Raw genomic sequence first — 19,383 nt, 5'->3', positions numbered from 1 at the left:
CCGGGCCTCGGCGTGGGTAGGGAGCGACCCCGGGTTCGGCGGGCGGGTCAGGCGAGGGACCAGGCGATCCCGTCGAGGATGTCGTGCTCGCTCGTCACGACCTCGGTGAGCGAACCGCCCGCGGCGGCGACGTCGTCGCGCACGCGGCGCACGACCTCCGACCACACGAGCGCGCCCGCGCCGATGACGTCCACGCGGCCCGGGTGCATGAAGCCGAGCGCGGCGCGCTCGGCGCGCGAGCGGTGGAGCAGGTCGTCGCACGCCGCGAGGACCGCGTCGACCGGGAGCACGGCGCCGTCGATCCGCTCCCGCTCGTACCGTGCGAGGCCCAGCGCGTGGGCCGTCACCGTCGTGACGGACCCGGCAAGGCCCACGAGCGTCGCCGCCTCCCCCAGCGGGACGACGGCCGCCGCCTCGTCGAGCGCGGCCCGCACGTCGGCTCGGGCCGCGGCCTCCTCGTCCGCGGTCGGCGGGTCGGAGCGCAGGTGCCGCTCCGTCATGCGCACGCACCCGACGTCCATGGAGAACGCGGCGTCGGGCGTGGTCGTGCCGAGCACGAGCTCGGTCGAGCCGCCCCCGAGGTCGACGACCGCGTAGGGGCCCGGACGCAGCGCCGCGACCGTCGACGTCGCGCCGCGGAACGACAGCGCGGCCTCCTCCTCGCCCGAGACGACCTCGGGCTCCACGCCCAGCGCGGCCAGGACGCCCGCGACGAACTCGTCGCGGTTCTCGGCGTCCCGCGTCGCCGACGTCGCGACGAACCGCGTGCGCGTCGCGCCGAGCTCCGCGATCACGTCGGCGTAGCGGCGCGCGGCGTCGAGCGTGCGCGCGAGCGCCTCCGGCGCGAGGCGGCCCGTGCGGTCGACCCCCTGGCCGAGCCGGACGACCTCCATGCGTCGGTCGAGGTCGACGAGCGTGCCCGCCGCCGGGTCGACGTCCGCGACGAGCAGGCGGATCGAGTTGGTGCCGCAGTCGATCGCGGCCACGCGCGAGGCGCCGGCCCCTGCAGGGGCCGGCGAGGGTGCCGTCGCGGCGAGCGCGCCCGGGTCACGGGTGAGGGGAGAGGTGGAGCCAGAGGTCATGCGACCAAGCGTGCCACGGCGTCAGCAGGTGCAGCGGTCGGGGCGCCAGACGTCGCGCACGCGCTCGAGCGCCTCGTCGCCCAGCGGGTTCACCCCGGGGCCGGCGGCCAGGGCGTGCCCCACGAGCACGTGCAGGCACTTGACGCGCGTGGGCATGCCCCCGGCCGAGATCCCGTCGATCTCCTCGACGTGGCCGAGCGCCTCGCGCTGCGCGAGGTAGTGCTCGTGCGCACGCCGGTACGCGGCGGCGAGCTCCTCGTCCTCCGTGAGGCGCTGCGACATCTCCTTCATGACGCCGTTCGCCTCGAGCGTCGACGCGGCCGCCACGGCACCGGGGTGCGTGAGGTAGAAGGTCGTGGGGAACGGCGTGCCGTTCTCGAGCCGCGGCGCGGTGCGGACCACGAGCGGGCGCCCGCACGCGCACCGCGCGGCGATGCCGACGACCCCGCGCGGGGTGCGCCCGAGCTGCTCCGCGAGGGTCTCGAGGTCGCGCTCGGTGACGACGGCGTCCGGGTCGTCGGCGGGGATGGCCAGGCGGGCGTCGGGCACGGGTGTTCCTTCGGGTCGGTCGGGCGCGTCGGGTCGACGCGTCACCCATTCTCCCCGCTCGACGGCGCCGCGCCGTCGCCGGCCGGGTCCTCGTCCGCGGGCGGGGACTCCTCGCCAGCCCCGTCGTCGGCCGTCCCGGCCCCCTCGCCCGTTCCCGACGACACCGGCTGCTCGCCCGCGACCTGCACCGACGCCCAGATCGCCTCGTACCAGGGCGTGCCGTCCTCATAGCCCTGGACGGGGCCGTCGGTGATCGTCTGCCCGGTCTGCGGGTCGATGTCGTCGACGACGGTCTCCGGGTCGAGCACGCGCCACGGCCGCTCGCCCGGCATGACGAAGTTCAGGCGGTCCCGGGCCTCGCGCTCGACGTACGCCTGGTCGTCCCAGCGGTCCAGCTCGGACTGGAGGTCGTCGTGCTGGGCCTGCGCCTGGGCGAGGTCGTTGCGCAGCTCGCGCAGCTCCCCCGTCTGGTTGACGTACGCCCGCAGGGTGGGCAGCAGCAGCACCACGGCGAGCAGCACGACGACGGACAGCACGAGGGTCCGGACCGTCACGACCTCGGGAAGCAGGAAGCCGTACCGGCTGCGGCGCCGGTCCTCCGGCGCGGGACCCGCGGCGCGACGCGACGGTGCCGGTCGCTGCGTGCGCGCGGCAGGGCGGCGCGCGCCCGCCGACGAGGAGGGCTTCGCCCCGGTCGTGCGGCCCGTCGCAGAGCCCTTCCCGGTCGTCGGCCGCGTGCCCGACGCGCCCTTCGGCGCCGCGGGCTTGGACGCCGACGGGCGGGACGCACCGGCCGACGTCGACCCGGACCGGGGCGCCGGCTTCGACCCGGACCCGCGCGCGGGCCCGGTCCCCGGACGCGCGGGGGCACCGGGGCGCGGGGGGCGGCGCGAGGACGGCATGCCCCGATTGTGCTGCCGCGACGGCCCCGGCCCCGGGAGCACGCGCGGTGCGCCCGCGAACGTGAGCCGATCGACACGACATCTTCACCCGCGGCCGTGACCTGCGGCGGGGTGCGGGTGCCCGCCCGGGCCCCGGACGCGCCGGAGCCCGGCGGGCCGACGAGCGGCCCTCCGGGCTCCGGGTGCCGGGTCGCCCCGGCGGCGTGCGTGACCCGAGGGTCAGCCCTGCACCGTCCAGCGCGGGAACGCGCCGCGACCGGCGTAGCGCGCGGCGTCGTCCAGCGCCTCCTCGATGCGCAGGAGCTGGTTGTACTTGTTGATGCGCTCGCCACGGGCGGGGGCACCGGTCTTGATCTGGCCGGCGTTCGTCGCGACGGACAGGTCGGCGATCGTCGTGTCCTCGGTCTCGCCCGAGCGGTGCGACACCATCGCGGTGAAGCCGTTGCGCTGCGCGAGCTCGACGGCGTCGAGCGTCTCCGTGAGCGTGCCGATCTGGTTGAGCTTGACCAGGAGCGAGTTCGCCGCCTTGAGCTCGATGCCCTTGGCGAGGCGCTCCGGGTTGGTGACGAACAGGTCGTCGCCGACGATCTGGACCTTGTCGCCGACCTCGGCCACGAGCTGCGACCAGGCGCCCCACTCGTCCTCGGACAGCGGGTCCTCGATGGAGACCAGCGGGTAGTCGCGCACGAGCTGCTCGTAGTACGCGATGATGTCGTCCGAGCTCGTGGCCTTGCCCTCGAACTGGTAGGCGCCGTCCTGGAAGAACTCGGTCGCGGCGACGTCGAGCGCCAGGGCCACGTCCTTGCCGGGGACGAACCCGGCCTGCTCGATCGCGACGAGGATCAGGTCGAGCGCGTCGCGGTTGCTCGGCAGGTTCGGCGCGAAGCCGCCCTCGTCGCCGAGGCCCGTCGCGAGGCCCTTGCCCTTGAGCACGGACTTCAGCGAGTGGTAGACCTCCGCGCCCGTGCGCAGCGCCTCGCGGAACGAGGACGCGCCGATCGGGGCGACCATGAACTCCTGGATGTCGACGTTCGAGTCGGCGTGCGACCCGCCGTTGAGGATGTTCATCATCGGCACGGGCAGGACGTGCGCGTTCGGGCCGCCGACGTAGCGGTACAGGTCCAGGCCGGCGCTCTTCGCGGCGGCCTTCGCGACGGCGAGCGAGACGCCGAGGATCGCGTTCGCGCCGAGCTTGCCCTTGTTCGGGGTGCCGTCGAGGTCGATGAGGGCGGCGTCGATGAGGCGCTGGTCCTCGGCCTCGAAGCCGATGAGCTCCGGGGCGATGTCGTCGATCACGGCGTTCACCGCGCCCTCGACGCCCTTGCCCAGGTAGCGGGACTTGTCGCCGTCACGACGCTCGACGGCCTCGAACGCACCGGTCGACGCGCCCGACGGCACTCCGGCGCGGGCGAACGTCCCGTCGTCCAGGACGACCTCGACCTCGACGGTCGGGTTTCCGCGGGAGTCGAGGATCTCGCGCGCTCCAACGGCTTCGATGCTGGCCACAGGTGCTCCTTCGGGGCAGGGCTGCGGGCGCTTCGAACGGTGGTGGCGGACCCGGGCAGGGAAACCCGGGACGCCGCGTGCGCGCCCGCGACGATGGTGGGTTTACGACCACAGCCTAGTGCCCGGATGTGACCTGCGCCGCTGCGTCCGGTCCGTGGGCCCCGGGTCGGGGACCTGCGCGACGACGATCGGGACGAACGTCCCGGTCAGGCCGTCCCCTCCGCGCGCCGCGTCTCGGCCGCGACGATCTCGCCCTCGACGCGCCGCAGCTCCCCGCGCAGCGCCGCCTCGGCGTCGAGCCCGTCCTCCTCGGCGCGCGCGACGAGGGCGAGCAGCTCGCGCCCCAGCCGCTCGTCCGCCGTCGTGCCCTCGTCGCCGACCGCGGCGGGCGCACCGCCCGACGGCGCCGCGAGCGCCGTGCCGACCACGTCGCCGAGGCCGCCGCGACCGGCGCGGGAGAGGACCTTCTGCGCGCGGGCGAGCGCGCCCTGGGTGTGCGAGATCCCCTCGAGCACGGACGTGCGCTGCTTCTCGGCCTTCTTGATCGCGTCCCACTGCTCGTGCAGGTCGGTCGCGTCGGCGTCGGCGAACACGTGGGGATGGCGTCGCACGAGCTTCGCCGCGAGGTCGGCGGCGACGTCGTCGACCGTGAACGGGTCCGGCTCCTCGCTCGCGATGCGCGCGTGGAAGAGCACCTGGAGCAGCAGGTCGCCGAGCTCCTCGCGCATCCCCGCGCGGTCGCCGGTCTCGATGGCGTCGGCGAGCTCGTGCGCCTCCTCCAGCAGGTACCGCACGAGCGACTCGTGCGTCTGCTCGCGGTCCCAAGGACACCCGCCCGGCGAGTACAGCCGGTCCATGACGGCGACGACGTCGCGCAGCGGGTCGGTCGCGGACACGGGCTGAGGAGCCGGGGGCACGGGTGCGGTCACCACGTCATCGTAGGTTCGCCGACCAGGCGATCCGTGCCCGCCGAGCAGGCGGTCGTGGCTCGTCCGGATCTCCGGACGGGCCACGACCACCTGCTCGCCGTCCGCGGGCGACGGGTTGGCGGGTCAGCGGGTCAGCAGGTGCGTGCCTCCACCGCGATGTCGCGCGTCGACGCGGGGCCGCCGGGCTCGAGCGTTGCCGTGATCGTGGCCGTGGTGGCCGGGACCGACGTCGCGCGCACCGCGAAGGACTGGTACGCGTTCGCGCCCGGCGCCACCGCCGGGAACGTCCGCGTCCCGTACGGGGTCGTGAGCGTCACGTCGACCGGCACGTCCTCGCGGTTCGTGGCCCGGACCGCGACGTACGCCTTGCCCGCGAGGCAGCGCGCCGACGCCTCGACGTCGAGCGCGACCTCGGGCGCCGTGCCCGCGCCGACGAGCCGTGCGACGCCCCAGCGCGCCGTCGACTGGTAGCCCGCCCCGGACGGGTCCGCCCAGTTGCGGATCGCGGTGCGCGTGCCCTCGGACGCGTCGTTGACCTGGAGGTCGAGCCCGTGGAACGTGCCCTCACCGCCCTGGTCGGCGAGGTCGACCGCGAGCTCGACGACGTACCCGTCGGCCGTGCGCGTCGTCGCGCTCGTGACGCGCGCCCGCTGCGCCGCCTCGTCGCCCGTGCCGAACGACACCGCGTTCTCGGCGCTCACGCGGATCTGGGTGTCCAGGTCACGGTAGGCGCCGTTCTTGGCGTTGCCCGCGTCGACGTAGACCTCGACCGAGTCCTGCACCCACGGGTCGGAGCCGCTCACGTCCACCACCGGGTCGGCGACCTCGGCGAGCACGTAGAGCGTCCGGTCGCGCCACAGGGTGCGGACGGTCGCGACCGCGCCGCCGCTCCCCTGGACCTCCTTCGCGGTCGTCACGGGCGCGTTCGCCTCCGCCCACACGACGTCGATGTCGCCGTCGACCGCGGGCGCGGCCGACGCGTGCGCGACCTCGAGGTAGGACAGCTCCTCGAGCAGGCGCAGCGTGCCCGTCGCGCCGGGCGTGTTCCAGGCGGACGTCGCGCCGCCGTCGGTCGCGCGCACGTCGAGCGCGAGCGTGTCGCCCACGGCGGCGGCGTCGAGCGGGAGGTGCGCGACGACGTCGTACCCGCCCGCGCGCTCGGTCACCTCCGCGGCGGCCCCCGCGCTCGTCGTCCCGTCGCGCCCGACGACGTGCTCCGCGCCGGCGAGCGCGAACGTCACGGCGTCGGCCGCGTCGGCGGTCGCGTCGTCGACGCTCGCGAACGCGGTGAGGTGGTCCGGGGCCCAGCGGAGCTGGAACCCGACCTCTCCCCCGGCGGCCCCGCCCGGCGCGGCGAAGGTGTGCAGCGGGAGCCGCTGCCAGTCCGGGGCCGCGGCGGCGTCGCCGTCGAGCGGGACGTCCCCGGCGAACACGTCGGCCGTGCGCAGCAGGGCGGGCAGCTCGCCGTCGACCACGCCGTGGTACGCGGGCTTGGCCTTCAGGGCGTCGTCGAAGACGAGCGGCGCACCGCTGTCGACGCGCCAGCTCCGGCCGTCGGTGAGGCCCCACACGGTGACGGAGTAGAGGTCGTCCGCGTGCGCGCGGAACGCCCGGAACGCGTCGCGGTAGTAGTAGCCCTGCTCGACGAGGCTCGCCTGCGTGACCGGGGTCCCGGTCGTCACGTCGAGCTCGGTGACGGCCTGCGTCACGGGCAGGTCGGCGAACCGCTCGATCGCGCCCTCGAGCGCGGAGACCGGCATCGCGAGGCTCACGTGGAACTGGTGGCCCACGCCGTCGACGGGCACGCCGCGCGCCAGGAGGCGCTCGACGAGCGCGTGGTAGCGGTCCTGCTTGCCGCCCTGCTCGGTGTTGTAGTCGTTGATGAACAGCGCGACCGGACGCTCCCCGCGCTCCTTCGCCGCCGGGTCGGCGTAGACGTCGTTGAACGCCTCGTCGGCGTACGCGAACGCGAGGTCGAGGTACTCCTCGCCGAGGATCCGGAACCACTCCGAGCGGCGCAGGCCGTCGGGGTTCTCCGCGCCGTCCGACACGACCTCGTTCACCACGTCGAACGCCGTGAGCGGGTTGTCGCCGCCGAACGGGCCGTAGGCGTCGGCGAGCGCCCCCGCGACGGAGAAGACGTGGGTCCGCAGGCGGTCACGCAGGACCTGACGGTCCGCCTCGGACGTCGTCAGGGGCGCGCCGTCGGCGCCCTCGAAGAACCAGTCCGGCGTCTGCGAGTGCCACACGAGCACGTGCCCGTAGACGCGCAGGTCGTGGGCGGCCGCGTAGTCCATGAGCGCGGTCGCCTCGGGGTGCGTCCGGAAGGTCCGGTCCTCGTCGTACCAGGCCTCGGGCTTCATGTGGTTCTCGGCGGTGATCTGGTCGAAGTGCCGCAGGAGCAGCTCGGACGACGCGCCCGAGGTCTCCCGGCTGTCGATCGCGACCCCGACCGGCACGTCGACGGTCTCCTTGATGCCCGTGAGGTCCTCGACCGCGGGCGGCGGCGGCACGCGCAGCACGACGTCGTCGACGAGCAGGTCGCTCGTGTTGTCGCCGTTGTAGTCCGTCTCCAGGTAGAGCAGCGCCTCGTCCGCGGCGGCACCCGGGAACGTCGCGGTGATCTGCGTCCAGCCGGTGCTCGTGATCCCCGAGAACTGTGCGAGGGTCGAGTACGACGTCGTCCCGTCGACCGTGCGCGCGATGCTGAGCCACACGTCGTCCGCGGGCTGGCCCTCGGCGAAGCGGACCCACGCGCTGAGCTCGTACGTCGTGCCGGCGGCGAGCAGCCCGGTCACGTCGTGCCCGATGCCGTCGCCCTGGCCGTCGCGACCGGAGACGACCGCGGCCTGCGCGCCGCCGTGGGCCACGTCCGTGAGGTCGAGCGACGGCGTCGTCGCGTCGCCCGCGCGCGGCACCCAGCCGCCGAGGCCGTCCTCGAAGCCGGTCTCCAGCAGGACCTCGCCGCCGCGCGGCGGCGTGCCGACGGGGAACGTGAAGTCCCAGCCGGCCGCGAGCCGCTCCGCGACGACCGTCTCGACCGCCGCGAGCGTGCCCGCGCGGTCGCCGCCGCCGTCGTGCGCGAGCACGACCTCGCCGGGCCTCATCGCGGCGCGCAGGTTCGCGGTGAGGGTCTCGACGTCCTGGGTCTCCCAGTCGGAGATCGTGTTGACGACCGCGAGCGGCTGCATGCCGAGCGCGACCGCGACCTCGGGGGTCGCGCCCCACGAGCCGTTCGGCGCGCGGAAGAACGGGACCGGGTACGCCGGGTCGCCGAGCGCGTCGCGCAGGATGCCGAGGTTCTCGACGAGGTCGGCGCGCACCTGGTCGGGGGACCACGCGCCCATGTCGGCGTAGCCCGTCGAGTGGTTGCACAGCACGTGGCCCTCGTCGACGATGCGGCGCAGGAGCTCGGCGCCGCCCGGCGCCTGGACGTTCTGGCCGATGACGCAGAACACCGCGTGCAGGTCGTGCTCGGCGAGGAAGTCCAGGAGCGCGGGCGTCGTGCCGGGGTTCGGACCGTCGTCGAACGTCAGGGCCGCGACGTCGCCGGACCCCTCGGCGAGGCGCACCGGCGTCGGGACGGGGTTCACCGCTCCCCCGGGCACGACGTCGCCCGGGTCGGTCGCGACGGTCGTCACGCGGACGTCGTCCAGCAGGAACGACGGGTGCGCACCCGCGACCGGCGCGGCCTCGACGTAGAGCGTCGCCGCGGTGAGGCCCGCGGGCAGGGTGTACGTCCCCCCGATCTCCACCCACCCGTCGGCCGTCGTCGCGACGGCCCCGCCGACCCACGTGTACGCGTCTCCCGCCGCGCCGGTCTCCTGCACGGTGAAGTGGACGCCGGACGACCCGGTGGCGCCCGCCGGCAGCTTGACCCACGCCTCGACGTCGTACGCGACGCCCGGCTCGAGCAGCGCGAGCGCGTCCGTCGCGACGCCGTGCCAGTCCGCGGTCCGGCCCGTCACCGCGAGGCTCGACGACCCGCCGTGCGCCTCCGCGTCGGTCATGGCGACGGTGACCGGCCCGCGCGCGGTCCACGGCGCCGTCGTCGCCGACTCGAAATCGTTCTCTAGAACGATATCGATATCGTTATCGACCTGGGCAGACGTCGACACGCCCATCGCATCCATCCCCATCGCCGCGCTCGCTCCCCCGCTCGCCACGAGGGTGGCGAGCACCCCCGCCACGGCGGTCCTCCACGTGCGTCTCATCGTCGTCGCTCCCTTGCGATCGGCTGCACGGGGCACGTCGCCCCCGGGCGCACCGGCGCGCCCGGGCCACACCCTAGGGGCACACACCAGGTTCAGACAATGGTTGAACTATTTCCCGCCACGGTAGCGGCAGACCCCGCCCCGGTCTGGGTGAGACCGGGGCGGGGCCGCGAGGTCACGACCTCCAGGTGTCCGACAGCGTCACGGAGCCGTCCTGTCCGACCGTCGCGGTGCGGTTGCCGCCGCTCTCCCAGACGACGTTCCCGCCGCCGTCGCGCTTGACGTACTTGTACTCGAACGTCGTCCCGGCCGGGAGGTCGAGGGTCGCGGTCCAGACGGGGTAGCCCGCCGCCGAGAGCGCGACGCCGTTCGCGGGCGCCCATGACCCGAGCGCCGGGATGCTCCCGACGACGAGCACGTTCTGCCCCCAGGTCGTCGTCGCCGTGACGGAGAACGACGCGTCGCCCTGGCCCTCGACGGGGCCGGGCCCCTCGCCGTCGTCCTCGCACGGGTCGCCCGCCGTGACCGTCCCGCCCGAGACCGCGACGGCGGCGCCCGACAGGGAGTAGTCCTTGCCGCCGTTGTTGTCCCACGCGCCCGAGCCGTTCGTGAACGCCGCCGTGACGGTCGCGGCGGCACCGGTCGCGCCGTCCGGCAGGACGATCTCCTTCGCGACCCAGCCGGTGCAGGCCGCGGTCATCGCGACCCCGGGCACGGCGGTCCAGGCGCCCGTGCCGACGCGGTAGTGGACGTTGTACGCGTTCCAGCCCCTGTCGGTCGCGTAGTAGACGGTCGTCGTGCCGCTCGGGTCGACGGGACCCGGGCCGCCGGTGCCGCCGTCGTCCACGGCGCCGACGTGCAGCGCGAGCGCCCCGTACGCCGGGACCGTCGCGGTGAAGGTGCCGGAGCCGGAGACCGTGACCGTCTTGGCGCAGTCCTTCGACGCGACGACGTCGCAGTACGTACCCGCCGGGAGCGACGTCTGGTAGGTGCGCGTGACCGCGTTCGCGGAGTTGTTGATCGTCACGTACCCCTTGCTGCCGCGACCGTACGCGACGTGGTTGTTCCCGTCGTCCCACCAGTTCGTCACCGCGGTCCCGGCGACGGCGTTGTGGAAGCCGACCATGCCCGCGATCTCGGTCCAGCGCTGCGTGCAGACCCAGGCGCTGTTCGAGCAGCTCGCGTCCGGCACGGACGTCGCGGACGCGCCCGGGGCACCGGCGTCCTTGTCGTTCCACGTGTAGCCCGAGTAGACGCTCGGCGCGCCGTACGGCCACGAGAGCATGAACGTGTTCGCGAGCTTGTACTTGGCGCCCCACCTGTAGTTCATGGTCTCGCCGTTGCGCTCGGTGTCGTGGTTGTCGACGAACACGCCGGCGCGGTCCGAGGGCAGCTTGTTGTCGCCGATGGTGCGCAGGTCCTTGATCTGGCCGTCGAACCGGGACTTGAGCTCGCGCGCGTAGTCGAACTCGTGCGAGTCGCCGGAGTCGAGGTACTCCGAGGGCTGGATGGGCTCGCCGCCCGCGCCGATGACCTCGTGCACCCAGAAGACGTCCGGGTTCGTGAGCCGCGCCTTGATCGCCGCGAGGTCCGCGGCCGGGATGTGCTTCGCGGCGTCGATCCGGAACCCGGCGACCCCGAGGGAGAGCAGGTCGTTGAGGTAGCCCGCGATCCGGCCGCGCACGTAGTCGGAGCCCGTCCGCAGGTCCTGGAGCGAGACGAGGCGGCAGTTCTGCACCACGTACCGGTCTCCGTACCGGTTGCCGATGTTCTCCTTGCAGTCGTTGAAGTCGTTCGGCCCGTAGAGCCCGGGGTAGTTCTCGACGCCGTACGACGAGCCCGCGACACCCGTCCCGCCGCCCTGGTCCGCACCCGCCATGTGGTTGAGGACGGCGTCGGCGATGACGCCGACGCCCGCGGCACGGCAGGTGTCGACCATGTTCTCGAACTCCGCCCGGGTCCCGAGCTTCGAGTCGATCCGGTAGCTCACGGGCTGGTAGGAGGTCCACCACGCGGTGCCCTGGATCGTCTCCTGCGGCGGGGAGACCTGGACGTAGCCGAACCCGGCCGGGCCGATCGTGCTGGTGCACTCGGCGGCCACCGAGTCCCAGGTCCACTGGAAGAGGTTGAGGATCACGTCGCCCCGGCCGTTCGGGGAGTCGACGACGGGCGTGGGCACGGGCGGCGCGGCCGCGGCGGGCGCGGCGACCGGGACCGTGGCGGCGAGCGCCGTCCCGAGCGCGAGGGCCGCCGAGGCGACGGTGGCGACGAGGCGCCGCAGCCGACCGTCGCGTCGGTCGGCTCGCGCTCGGCCGCGGTCCGCGGCGGGGGGTGCGGCGGGAGTGGGTGCCGGCGGACCGGCGGGATCGGTGGTGCGCGTCATTGCTGCTCCTTCGAGGTGCTGCGACCGACGGCGCGCTCGGCCTCGAGCGCGGGAGGGCCACGCGGTGCTGACTGCGCCCCGGGGTGTCGGGCGCGTCCGGGACTCGGCGGCGTTGCAGAGAGTTTCCGGATGTTGCTGCAACCTTACAGAGCGCTCGGTGCTCTGTCACGACCTCGTACGCGGCGCCCGGTCGACACGCCCACGTCGAGCGAGGGCGCTCTCGGCCGGGTGACGCACCTCGGGGTGCATCCCTCGGCCGGGAGGGCAGCGCGCACCGGCGGGACCTCGGGCCGCCCACGAGCCATGCACCGTGCGTCCGGACGGCATAGCGTCGAGCCGTACGCACACGGGAGGAGACGACGCCATGGGGACCAAGCGCCGCTGGAAGGACCTGACCACGGGTCAGAAGATCGCCGTCGGAGTCGTGGGCGCGGCACAGGTCACGCTCACCGCCGCGGCGTACCGCGACCTGCTGCGCCGCCCGGCAGAGCAGGTCAACGGCACCAAGCTCGCGTGGGGGCTCGCGCTGCTCGTCAACTGGGTCGGCCCCATCGCCTACTTCCTCGACGGCCGGAAGAGCTGACCCCCGCTCAGCGGGCGGCCGACGACGTCCCGACCGTCGCCGCCGCGCTCACCTCGCCGACGATCACGGCGTCGATGAGCTGGCGCGCCCACTCGAGCACCTCGGCGCCGCGCAGCGGGCGGCCGCCGATGCGCGCCGTCGTCGGGTACGGGACGAGGAACGCGCGGATCGCGGGCTTGAGGAGCGTGCCCGGGTAGAGGCGCTTGAGCCGGAGCTGCGCGGACTCCGCGAGGTCCACGGGCGCGAACCGGATGAACTTGCCCTGCGCGGTGACGTCCGTGAGCCCCGCGCGGCGCGCGTGGTTGCGGAAGTCCGCGACGTCGAACAGCGCGGACGCGACGTCCGGCAGGGCGCCGTACCGGTCGACGAGCTCGGCCCGGACCTCGGCGAGCTCGGGCGCGTCGGTCGCCGCGGCGATCTTCTTGTACGCCTCGAGCCGCAGGCGCTCGGTCGCGATGTACGACTCGGGCAGGTGCGCGTCGACGGGGAGCTCGATGGAGATCTCGGGCTGCTCCTCCGGACCGTCGCCGCGGTAGTTCGCCACGGCCTCCCCCACCATCCGCACGTACAGGTCGAACCCGACGCCCGCGATGTGCCCGGACTGCTCGCCCCCGAGCAGGTTGCCCGCGCCGCGGATCTCGAGGTCCTTCATCGCGACCTGCATGCCCGCGCCGAGGTCGGTGTGGGCCGCGATCGTGGCGAGGCGGTCGTGCGCGGTCTCGGTGAGGGGCCGCTCGGGCGGGTACAGGAAGTACGCGTACGCGCGCTCGCGACCGCGGCCCACGCGTCCGCGGAGCTGGTGGAGCTGGGAGAGCCCGAGCATGTCCGCGCGCTCGAGGATGAGCGTGTTCGCGTTGGAGATGTCGAGGCCCGTCTCGATGATCGTCGTGCAGACGAGGACGTCGAGCTCCTTCTCCCAGAACGCGCGGATCACCTGGTCGAGCTGGTGCTCGTTCATCTTGCCGTGCGCGACGCCCACGCGGGCCTCGGGGACGAGCTCGCGCAGCCGCGCCGCGGTGCGCTCGATCGTCTCGACCTTGTTGTGCACGTAGAACACCTGGCCCTCGCGCAGGAGCTCGCGGCGCAGCGCCGCGGCGATCTGCTTCTCCTCGTACGCCCCGACGTACGTGAGGACGGGGTGGCGCTCCTCCGGCGGGGTCGCGAGCGTCGACATCTCGCGGATGCCGGTGACGGCCATCTCGAGCGTGCGCGGGATCGGGGTCGCGGACATGGCGAGCACGTCGACGTTGGTCCGCAGCTGCTTGAGCGTCTCCTTGTGCTCGACGCCGAACCGCTGCTCCTCGTCGATGATGACCAGACCCAGGTCCTTGAACCGCACGCTGCCCGTGATGAGGCGGTGGGTGCCGATGACGACGTCCACCGTCCCCTTGGCCAGCCCGTCCACGACCTCCTCGGACTCCTTGGGGGTCTGGAAGCGCGACAGCGCCTTGACCGTCACCGGGAAGCCCGCGTACCGCTCGGAGAACGTCTCGAGGTGCTGCTGCACGAGCAGCGTCGTGGGCACGAGCACCGCGACCTGCTTGCCGTCCTGGACCGCCTTGAACGCCGCGCGGATCGCGATCTCCGTCTTGCCGTAGCCGACGTCGCCGCACACGAGCCGGTCCATGGGGACCGTCTTCTCCATGTCCGCCTTGACCTCGTCGATCGTCGCGAGCTGGTCCGGCGTCTCGACGTACGCGAACGCGTCCTCCAGCTCGCGCTGCCACGGCGTGTCCGGGCCGAACGCGTGGCCCTGCGTCGCCATGCGCGCCGAGTACAGGCGGATGAGCTCGCCCGCGATCTCCTTGACGTGCTTGCGCGCGCGGGTCTTCGTCTTGGCCCAGTCGGCCCCGCCCATCTTGTTGAGGCTCGGCGACTCGCCGCCCGTGTACTTGGTGACCTGGTCGAGCTGGTCCATGGGCACGAACAGCCGGTCGCCCGGCTGGCCGCGCTTGCTGCTGGCGTACTCGATGACGAGGTACTCGCGCGTCGCCGCGTTGCCGCCCGTGCCGAGCGTGCGCTGGACGAGCTCGACGAACCGCCCCACGCCGTGCTGCTCGTGCACGACGAAGTCGCCCGCCTTGAGCTGGAGCGGGTCGACGACGTTGCGGCGCCGGCTCGGCATCTTGCGCATGTCGCGCGTGCTCGTGCCGGCCCGGCCCGTGAGGTCGGCCTCGGAGAAGACGGCGAGCCGCAGCTCGGGCGCGACGAAGCCCTTGCCGACCATCGCCGGGGTGACGAGGACGATGCCGCCCTCGGGCTCGTCGTCGAGCCGCGGCACGAGGCGCGCCGGGGTGTCCGCCGCGCCGAGCTGCTCGACCATGCGCTTGGCCGGCCCGTGACCCTCCGTCGTGAGCACGAGCCGCCAGCCGGCGTGCTGCAGACCGCGCACGTCGTCGAGCGCGCGCGCCACGTCGCCGCGGTAGGACTCGACGTCGCGCGCGCCCAGCGTGAAGGTGGGCACGCCGTCGGCGCTCTCGCCCACGTGCGCGGCGGTCGTGCCCGACGCCGCGCCCGCTCCGGCCGCGTCCGGCCGACCGGCGTCGGGCGCCACGTCCAGGTCCGGGTTGTCGAGCGCGAACGACGACAGCGTCCACCAGCCCAGGCCGCGACGCTGCGCGACCGCACGGACCTCGGCGAACGTCTCGAACGACGCCCCGGACAGGTCGACCGGCGCCTTGCCGCCCGCGACGGCGCCGGTCCAGGCGGCGGCGAGGAACTCCTCCGTCGTCGCGACGAGGTCGTGGGCGCGGCGGCGCACGCGCTCGGCGTCGTCGACGACGAGCAGCGCGTCGTCGGGCACGAGCTCCAGCACCGGGACCATGCGGTCCACGAGCACCGGCGCGAGCGACTCCATGCCCTCGACCGCGACGCCCGCGGCCAGCTTGTCGAGCATCTCCGTGGCGCCCGGCAGGTCCTCGACGAGCGCCGCGGCCCGCGACCGCACCGACTCGGTGAGCAGGATCTCGCGGCACGGCGGCGCCCACAGCCCGTGCTCGGCGATCTCGAGGCTGCGCTGGTCCGCGACGGCGAACCAGCGGATCTCCGAGACCTCGTCGCCCCAGAACTCGACGCGCAGCGGGTGGTCCTCGGTGGGCGGGAACACGTCGAGGATGCCGCCGCGCACCGCGAACTCGCCGCGGCGCTCGACCATGTCGACGCGCGTGTACGCGGCCGCGACGAGCCGCTCCGCGACGTCGGTCAGGTCGGCCGTCGACCCGGCGTGCAGCTCGACCGGCTCGAGCTCGCCCAGCCCGTCCACGACCGGCTGGAGGAGCGCGCGCACCGGCATGACGAGCACGCGGACCGGGCCCGACGGCCCGACCTCCGGGTCCGGGTGCGCGAGGCGGCGGAACACGGCGATGCGCTTGGCGACGGTGTCCGCGCGCGGGCTCAGGCGCTCGTGCGGCAGCGTCTCCCAGCTCGGCAGGACCGCGACCACGTCCGCCAGCTCGTCGGGCAGGTAGGCGCGCACGCTCGCCGCGAGCTCGTCCGCGTCGCGCCCGGTCGCCGTCACGACCACGAGGGGACGCGAGCCCGTCGCCCACGCGTCGCCCGAGGCCGCGCGCTCGTCGCCGCCGGGCACCCCGTCGGCCGGCCCGGTCGCCCGCGCCCCCGCCATCGCGGCGAGCAGCGGCGGGCGCGCGCCGGCCGGGCCGACCACGTCCGCCTCGCCACGGGCGCGCACGTGCTCGACCGCCGCCGTCGCGGCGGGGTCGGCGAGCAGCGCGGGCAGGATGCCGGTGAGGTTCATGCGGTGGGGTCCCTCCGAGGACGGTGGTCGGTGGCGTCGGCGGCCGCACGAGGCGGGCCCGGGTCGAGGACGGTGCCGGGGCTGGTTGAGGACACGACGGGGCAGCACGAACGGCCCGGACCGAGGCTCACCGGGTGGCGAGCGGGTCCGGGCTGGAGCCGTGCGAGACGACGGCTCCCAGCGTACGCCCCGGCGCCCACACGTCGACCGAGGGCAGCCGACCGGCAGCCGACCCTCGGACGTCCGGCAGGCGACCGGGGACGCGACGTTTTCACCCGGCGCGATCCGCCCACGACCGGTGACAGGGTCCCCGCCGCTCCGTCATGCTCGGGGCGTGTCCACCTCGGGGGCGCCGGACCCCGTGCCGCCCCGGCCTCGCTCGTCCGCGCTCCTCGTGCTGCTCGCGCTGGTCGTCGCGGTCTTCGTCGCGCTCTGGGCCGCCTCGCACCTCACCGTGGCCGGGCAGCAGGCCGACGCCGGGGCGTTCCGGACCCTCGCGCCCCTGCACGACGCCGGGCGCGACCTCGCCGGGGCGCTGCGCCGAGGCCTCCCGGTGGCGTGCGCGGCCGTCGTCGCCGTCCTGGGCGTGGTCGCGCTCGTGCGCCGCGCGTGGCGCGACCTCCTCGCCGCGGTCCTGGTCGTGCTGGGGACGGTCGGGATCGCGCTCGGGCTCCGCGAGGTCCTCGTGCGGCCCGACCTCGGGGAGCACGGCTACGCCTACCAGACCTTCCCGAGCGGTCACGTCGCCGTGGTCGGCGGCCTGTGCGTCGCGATCTGGCTCCTGTGGCCGTGGCCGACGTCCCGCGCCGTCGCGGGCTGGGCCGGGCTCGTGGTCACCGCGGTCGCCGCCCTCGCGTCCGTCGTGACGTACGCGCACCGGCCGAGCGACGTCGTCGGCTCGCTGCTCGTCGCCGCCGCCGTCACCGTCGCCGTCGTGTGGCTGCTCGACGTCCCGCGAGGAGCGGGCACGGCGAGCGCGCGCCCCGGAGGCCCTCCCGTCCTGCCCGACGGGACGACCGGCTCGCCCCGCGTCAGCGACCCCTCGGCGTGACGTCGGCGAGCCCCGCGTAGAGGTCCTCGTACCGGTCCACGACCCGCTCCCAGGTGAAGTCCTCGACCCGTCGGCGCCCGGCAGCCCCGATCCGCCCCGCGCGCTCCGGGTCGTCGAGCAGGCCGAGCACGGCCGCCGCGAGCGCCTGCGTGTCCTGGGGGTCCACGAGCACGCCGTCGACGCCGTCGGTGACGATCTCCGGGGGCCCGCCCCGCACGGTCGCCACGAGCGGCCGGCCCGAGCGCCACGCCTCCAGGACCACGAGCGGGGCGGCGTCCGCGCGGCTCGGCACGACGACCACGTCCGCCTCCGCGAGCCGGGCCGCCACCTCGGCGGGGTCGAGCCGCCCGGGGAGCTCGACGCGGTCCGCGAGCCCCGCCGTCGCGACCCGGCGGCGCAGCGCGCCCGCCTCGCTCCCGTCGCCCACGACGACGAGCCGCGCGCGGTCGCGCAGCGCGGAGGACGCGAAGGCGTCCACGAGCAGGTCGAACCCCTTGACGTGCTCGATCCGCCCCACCGCGACGACCACGGGCTCGCGCACCGCGTCCGACCGAGCGGGCTCCCCCGCGGCGACGTCCCGCGGACCGTGATCGACCAGGTCGTACCCGGCCAGGTCGACGCCGTTCGGGACGACCACGGCGTCGGGCGCCCCGAAGCGGACCAGGTCGTCCGCGACGACGCGCGAGCACCCCGTCACCGCGCCCGCGACGTCGATCGAGCGCTCCAACGCCGCCCGCAGCAGCCGCGAGTGCTCGAACACGGCGTGGTCGTCCGCGAACGTCTCCCCGTGGGAGCTGACGACGAGCGGGGTGCGCGTGAGCGTGCGCAGGCCGAGGGCGTACGCGCCGTTGGGGCCGAAGCACTGCACGTGCAGCACGTCGGGCCGGAACGCGCGGAAGGCCCGGCCCCACGCGAGCGCCGCCCGCGGCGCGGCGAGGGCGAACCGGGCGACGTCGCCCGGCCGGCTCGAGGGCTGCGGGGTCGGCAGGTAGCGCACGAGGACGCCGTCGACGCGGCGCGTGCCGAGGCGCTCGCCCCGGTCGACGGTCCAGACCTCCACCGCGGTCCCCCGCGCCGCGAGCACGCGGGCGACGTGACGCACGTGCGACTCGACGCCCCCGGTGTGCGGGTCGAACGAGCTCGCGACCAGCGCCACCCGACGACGCCCTGCCATGCGTCCCTCACCCTCTCGCGGGACGGCCCGCGCCCGGTCCACGATCACCCGCTCATCACCCGCTCCCGCAGGTCCGGCGGGGCGTCCGCGCCACTAGAGTGGGCCACTCTACCGACCGCTCCGGTCGTCCCGACCGTGCCGCACCCGCCGCTCACCACGCCCCGAGGGGGACCCGCCCGATGCCGCAGCTCGTCGTCGCGACCGTCGCGGTCGAGGTGCCCATGGGCGCCCAGGTGTACCAGGAGGAGGTCGCGGCGCGCGCGGCGGGGGCGCTCGCGGAGGGGGGCGCCGGAGCCAGCGCCTGGTCCGTCGACCGCGCCGTCTTCCGCTCGCTCCGCTCCCCGCTGCCCGGCACCCACCGGCTCCCCCTCGGTCGCCTCGGCTCCGCGGCTCCGGCCGTGCGCCGGGCCGTCGGCCGTGCGGTCTACCCGCGGGGCGCCGTCGTGCACCGCGTGGGGCTCGACCTGCCGCCGCACCCGACGCGGGACGTCGTCGCCGTGCAGGACGTCGTGTCGTGGCGCTACGACGACGAGTCCGCACCGGTCCGCGCCGCGGCCGAGGAGGTCCGCCGCGCGGCGGCCGTCGTGTGCGTGTCGGAGTTCAGCGCGGACGAGGCCGCGGAGGTCCTCGGGCTCGCCGAGCGCCCCGCGGTCGCGTACAACGGGGTCGACCCGGTGTACTTCTCGGCCGAGCCGCTGCCCCGCGCGCGCCTCGCGGAGCTGGGGGTGGACGGCCCGTACGTCCTGCACGCGGGCGGCGCGTCGCGCCGCAAGAACCTGGAGGAGCTCGCGGTCGCGTGGGGACGGGTCCGCTCCGCGCGACCGGACCTCACGCTCGTCATGAGCGGTCCGCCGCACCCGCGCCGCACCGGGCTGTTCGCGGAGCTGCCCGGCACCCGGCTCGTCGGGCGCCTGCCGGGCGGGCTCATGCCGGGCCTCGTCGCGGGGGCCGCGGCCGTCGTCGTGCCGTCGCGCTACGAGGGCTTCGGGCTCCCCGCCCTGGAGGCCATGGCCGCGGGCGTGCCGGTGGTCGCGGCGCGCACCAGCTCGCTGCCCGAGGTCGTGGGCGACGGCGGCGTGCTCGCCGAGCCGGACGGCGCGAGCCTCGCGGAGGCGCTGCTGTGGGTGACGACGCGTGACGCCGAGGTCGAGGCGCTCGTCGGGCGCGGGCGCGAGCGCGCCGCCACGTTCACGTGGGAGCGCAGCGCCGCGCAGCACGCCGCGATCTGGCGCGCGGTCGCCGCGCGCGGCTGACCG

12 protein-coding genes are annotated in these 19,383 nt (G+C 75.0%); 3 read left to right on the top strand and 9 right to left on the bottom strand.

The genetic code is table 11. The features are described 5' to 3' along the window. Positions 1 to 47 precede the first annotated feature (47 nt). The 7 genes from ABRQ22_RS03575 to ABRQ22_RS03545 form a co-directional block, all read right to left on the bottom strand. On the bottom strand, positions 48 to 1,082 hold the full coding sequence (locus ABRQ22_RS03575; RefSeq protein WP_353708611.1) for a Ppx/GppA phosphatase family protein: 1,035 nt from the start codon (positions 1,080 to 1,082) through the stop codon (positions 48 to 50). 21 nt (positions 1,083 to 1,103) lie between these two features. After that, the gene (locus ABRQ22_RS03570) at positions 1,104 to 1,631 is read right to left on the bottom strand and encodes a DUF501 domain-containing protein (RefSeq protein ID WP_353708610.1); all 528 of its coding nucleotides are present in this window, start codon (positions 1,629 to 1,631) and stop codon (positions 1,104 to 1,106) included. Between the two features lie 41 nt (positions 1,632 to 1,672). Continuing rightward, on the bottom strand, positions 1,673 to 2,533 hold the full coding sequence (locus ABRQ22_RS03565) for a septum formation initiator family protein (protein WP_353708609.1): 861 nt from the start codon (positions 2,531 to 2,533) through the stop codon (positions 1,673 to 1,675). Between the two features lie 219 nt (positions 2,534 to 2,752). Further along, complete coding sequence (gene eno / locus ABRQ22_RS03560) at positions 2,753 to 4,039, bottom strand: phosphopyruvate hydratase (protein WP_353708608.1); 1,287 nt, start codon at positions 4,037 to 4,039, stop codon at positions 2,753 to 2,755. A gap of 206 nt (positions 4,040 to 4,245) precedes the next feature. Beyond that, positions 4,246 to 4,968 carry a MazG family protein gene (locus tag ABRQ22_RS03555; RefSeq protein ID WP_353708607.1) on the bottom strand — a complete coding sequence of 241 codons (723 nt, stop codon included), beginning with the start codon at positions 4,966 to 4,968 and terminating at the stop codon, positions 4,246 to 4,248. Between the two features lie 131 nt (positions 4,969 to 5,099). Further along, positions 5,100 to 9,092: an endo-1,4-beta-xylanase gene (locus ABRQ22_RS03550; RefSeq protein ID WP_353709496.1), complete on the bottom strand. Its 3,993-nt coding sequence runs from the start codon at positions 9,090 to 9,092 to the stop codon at positions 5,100 to 5,102. Positions 9,093 to 9,357: 265 nt separating this feature from the next. Next, entirely contained in the window at positions 9,358 to 11,565 is a 2,208-nt protein-coding gene (locus ABRQ22_RS03545) for a carbohydrate-binding module family 20 domain-containing protein (protein ID WP_353708606.1), read from the bottom strand. A 364-nt stretch (positions 11,566 to 11,929) separates the two neighbouring features. Between ABRQ22_RS03545 and ABRQ22_RS03540 the strand changes: the two genes are divergently transcribed. Then, a complete protein-coding gene (locus ABRQ22_RS03540; protein ID WP_141390373.1) occupies positions 11,930 to 12,148 on the top strand; it encodes a PLD nuclease N-terminal domain-containing protein in 219 nt (72 codons plus the stop codon). A gap of 7 nt (positions 12,149 to 12,155) precedes the next feature. Here ABRQ22_RS03540 and mfd read toward each other — a convergent pair whose 3' ends face one another. Then, positions 12,156 to 15,902: a transcription-repair coupling factor gene (gene mfd, locus ABRQ22_RS03535; protein WP_353708605.1), complete on the bottom strand. Its 3,747-nt coding sequence runs from the start codon at positions 15,900 to 15,902 to the stop codon at positions 12,156 to 12,158. A 334-nt stretch (positions 15,903 to 16,236) separates the two neighbouring features. Between mfd and ABRQ22_RS03530 the strand changes: the two genes are divergently transcribed. Beyond that, on the top strand, positions 16,237 to 16,953 hold the full coding sequence (locus tag ABRQ22_RS03530; protein ID WP_353708604.1) for a phosphatase PAP2 family protein: 717 nt from the start codon (positions 16,237 to 16,239) through the stop codon (positions 16,951 to 16,953). On the opposite strand, the gene ABRQ22_RS03525 is transcribed toward ABRQ22_RS03530, so the two are convergent. Further along, positions 16,934 to 18,127 (bottom strand): glycosyltransferase family 4 protein, encoded by a 1,194-nt coding sequence (locus tag ABRQ22_RS03525; protein ID WP_353708603.1) that lies wholly within the window; start codon positions 18,125 to 18,127, stop codon positions 16,934 to 16,936. The two genes, ABRQ22_RS03530 and ABRQ22_RS03525, sit on opposite strands and share 20 nt — an antisense overlap. A 179-nt stretch (positions 18,128 to 18,306) precedes the next feature. On the opposite strand from ABRQ22_RS03525, the gene ABRQ22_RS03520 reads away from it, so the two are divergent. Continuing rightward, positions 18,307 to 19,380 carry a glycosyltransferase family 1 protein gene (locus ABRQ22_RS03520; RefSeq protein ID WP_253052942.1) on the top strand — a complete coding sequence of 358 codons (1,074 nt, stop codon included), beginning with the start codon at positions 18,307 to 18,309 and terminating at the stop codon, positions 19,378 to 19,380. Positions 19,381 to 19,383: the final 3 nt, after the last annotated feature.

The organism is Cellulosimicrobium sp. ES-005 (assembly GCF_040448685.1).
GTDB lineage: Bacteria > Actinomycetota > Actinomycetes > Actinomycetales > Cellulomonadaceae > Cellulosimicrobium > Cellulosimicrobium cellulans_G.
This window is presented reverse-complemented; position numbering and strand designations above follow the sequence as displayed.

Bases quoted from the DNA above. Each gene is read 5' to 3' on its own strand.
- ABRQ22_RS03525 (WP_353708603.1), bottom strand. From the start codon at position 18,127: ATGGCAGGGCGTCGTCGGGTGGCGCTGGTCGCGAGCTCGTTCGACCCG.
- ABRQ22_RS03520 (WP_253052942.1), top strand. From the start codon at position 18,307: ATGCCGCAGCTCGTCGTCGCGACCGTCGCGGTCGAGGTGCCCATGGGC.
- mfd (WP_353708605.1), bottom strand. From the start codon at position 15,902: ATGAACCTCACCGGCATCCTGCCCGCGCTGCTCGCCGACCCCGCCGCG.
- ABRQ22_RS03545 (WP_353708606.1), bottom strand. From the start codon at position 11,565: ATGACGCGCACCACCGATCCCGCCGGTCCGCCGGCACCCACTCCCGCC.
- ABRQ22_RS03575 (WP_353708611.1), bottom strand. From the start codon at position 1,082: ATGACCTCTGGCTCCACCTCTCCCCTCACCCGTGACCCGGGCGCGCTC.
- ABRQ22_RS03565 (WP_353708609.1), bottom strand. From the start codon at position 2,533: ATGCCGTCCTCGCGCCGCCCCCCGCGCCCCGGTGCCCCCGCGCGTCCG.
- ABRQ22_RS03540 (WP_141390373.1), top strand. From the start codon at position 11,930: ATGGGGACCAAGCGCCGCTGGAAGGACCTGACCACGGGTCAGAAGATC.
- ABRQ22_RS03550 (WP_353709496.1), bottom strand. From the start codon at position 9,092: ATGGGCGTGTCGACGTCTGCCCAGGTCGATAACGATATCGATATCGTT.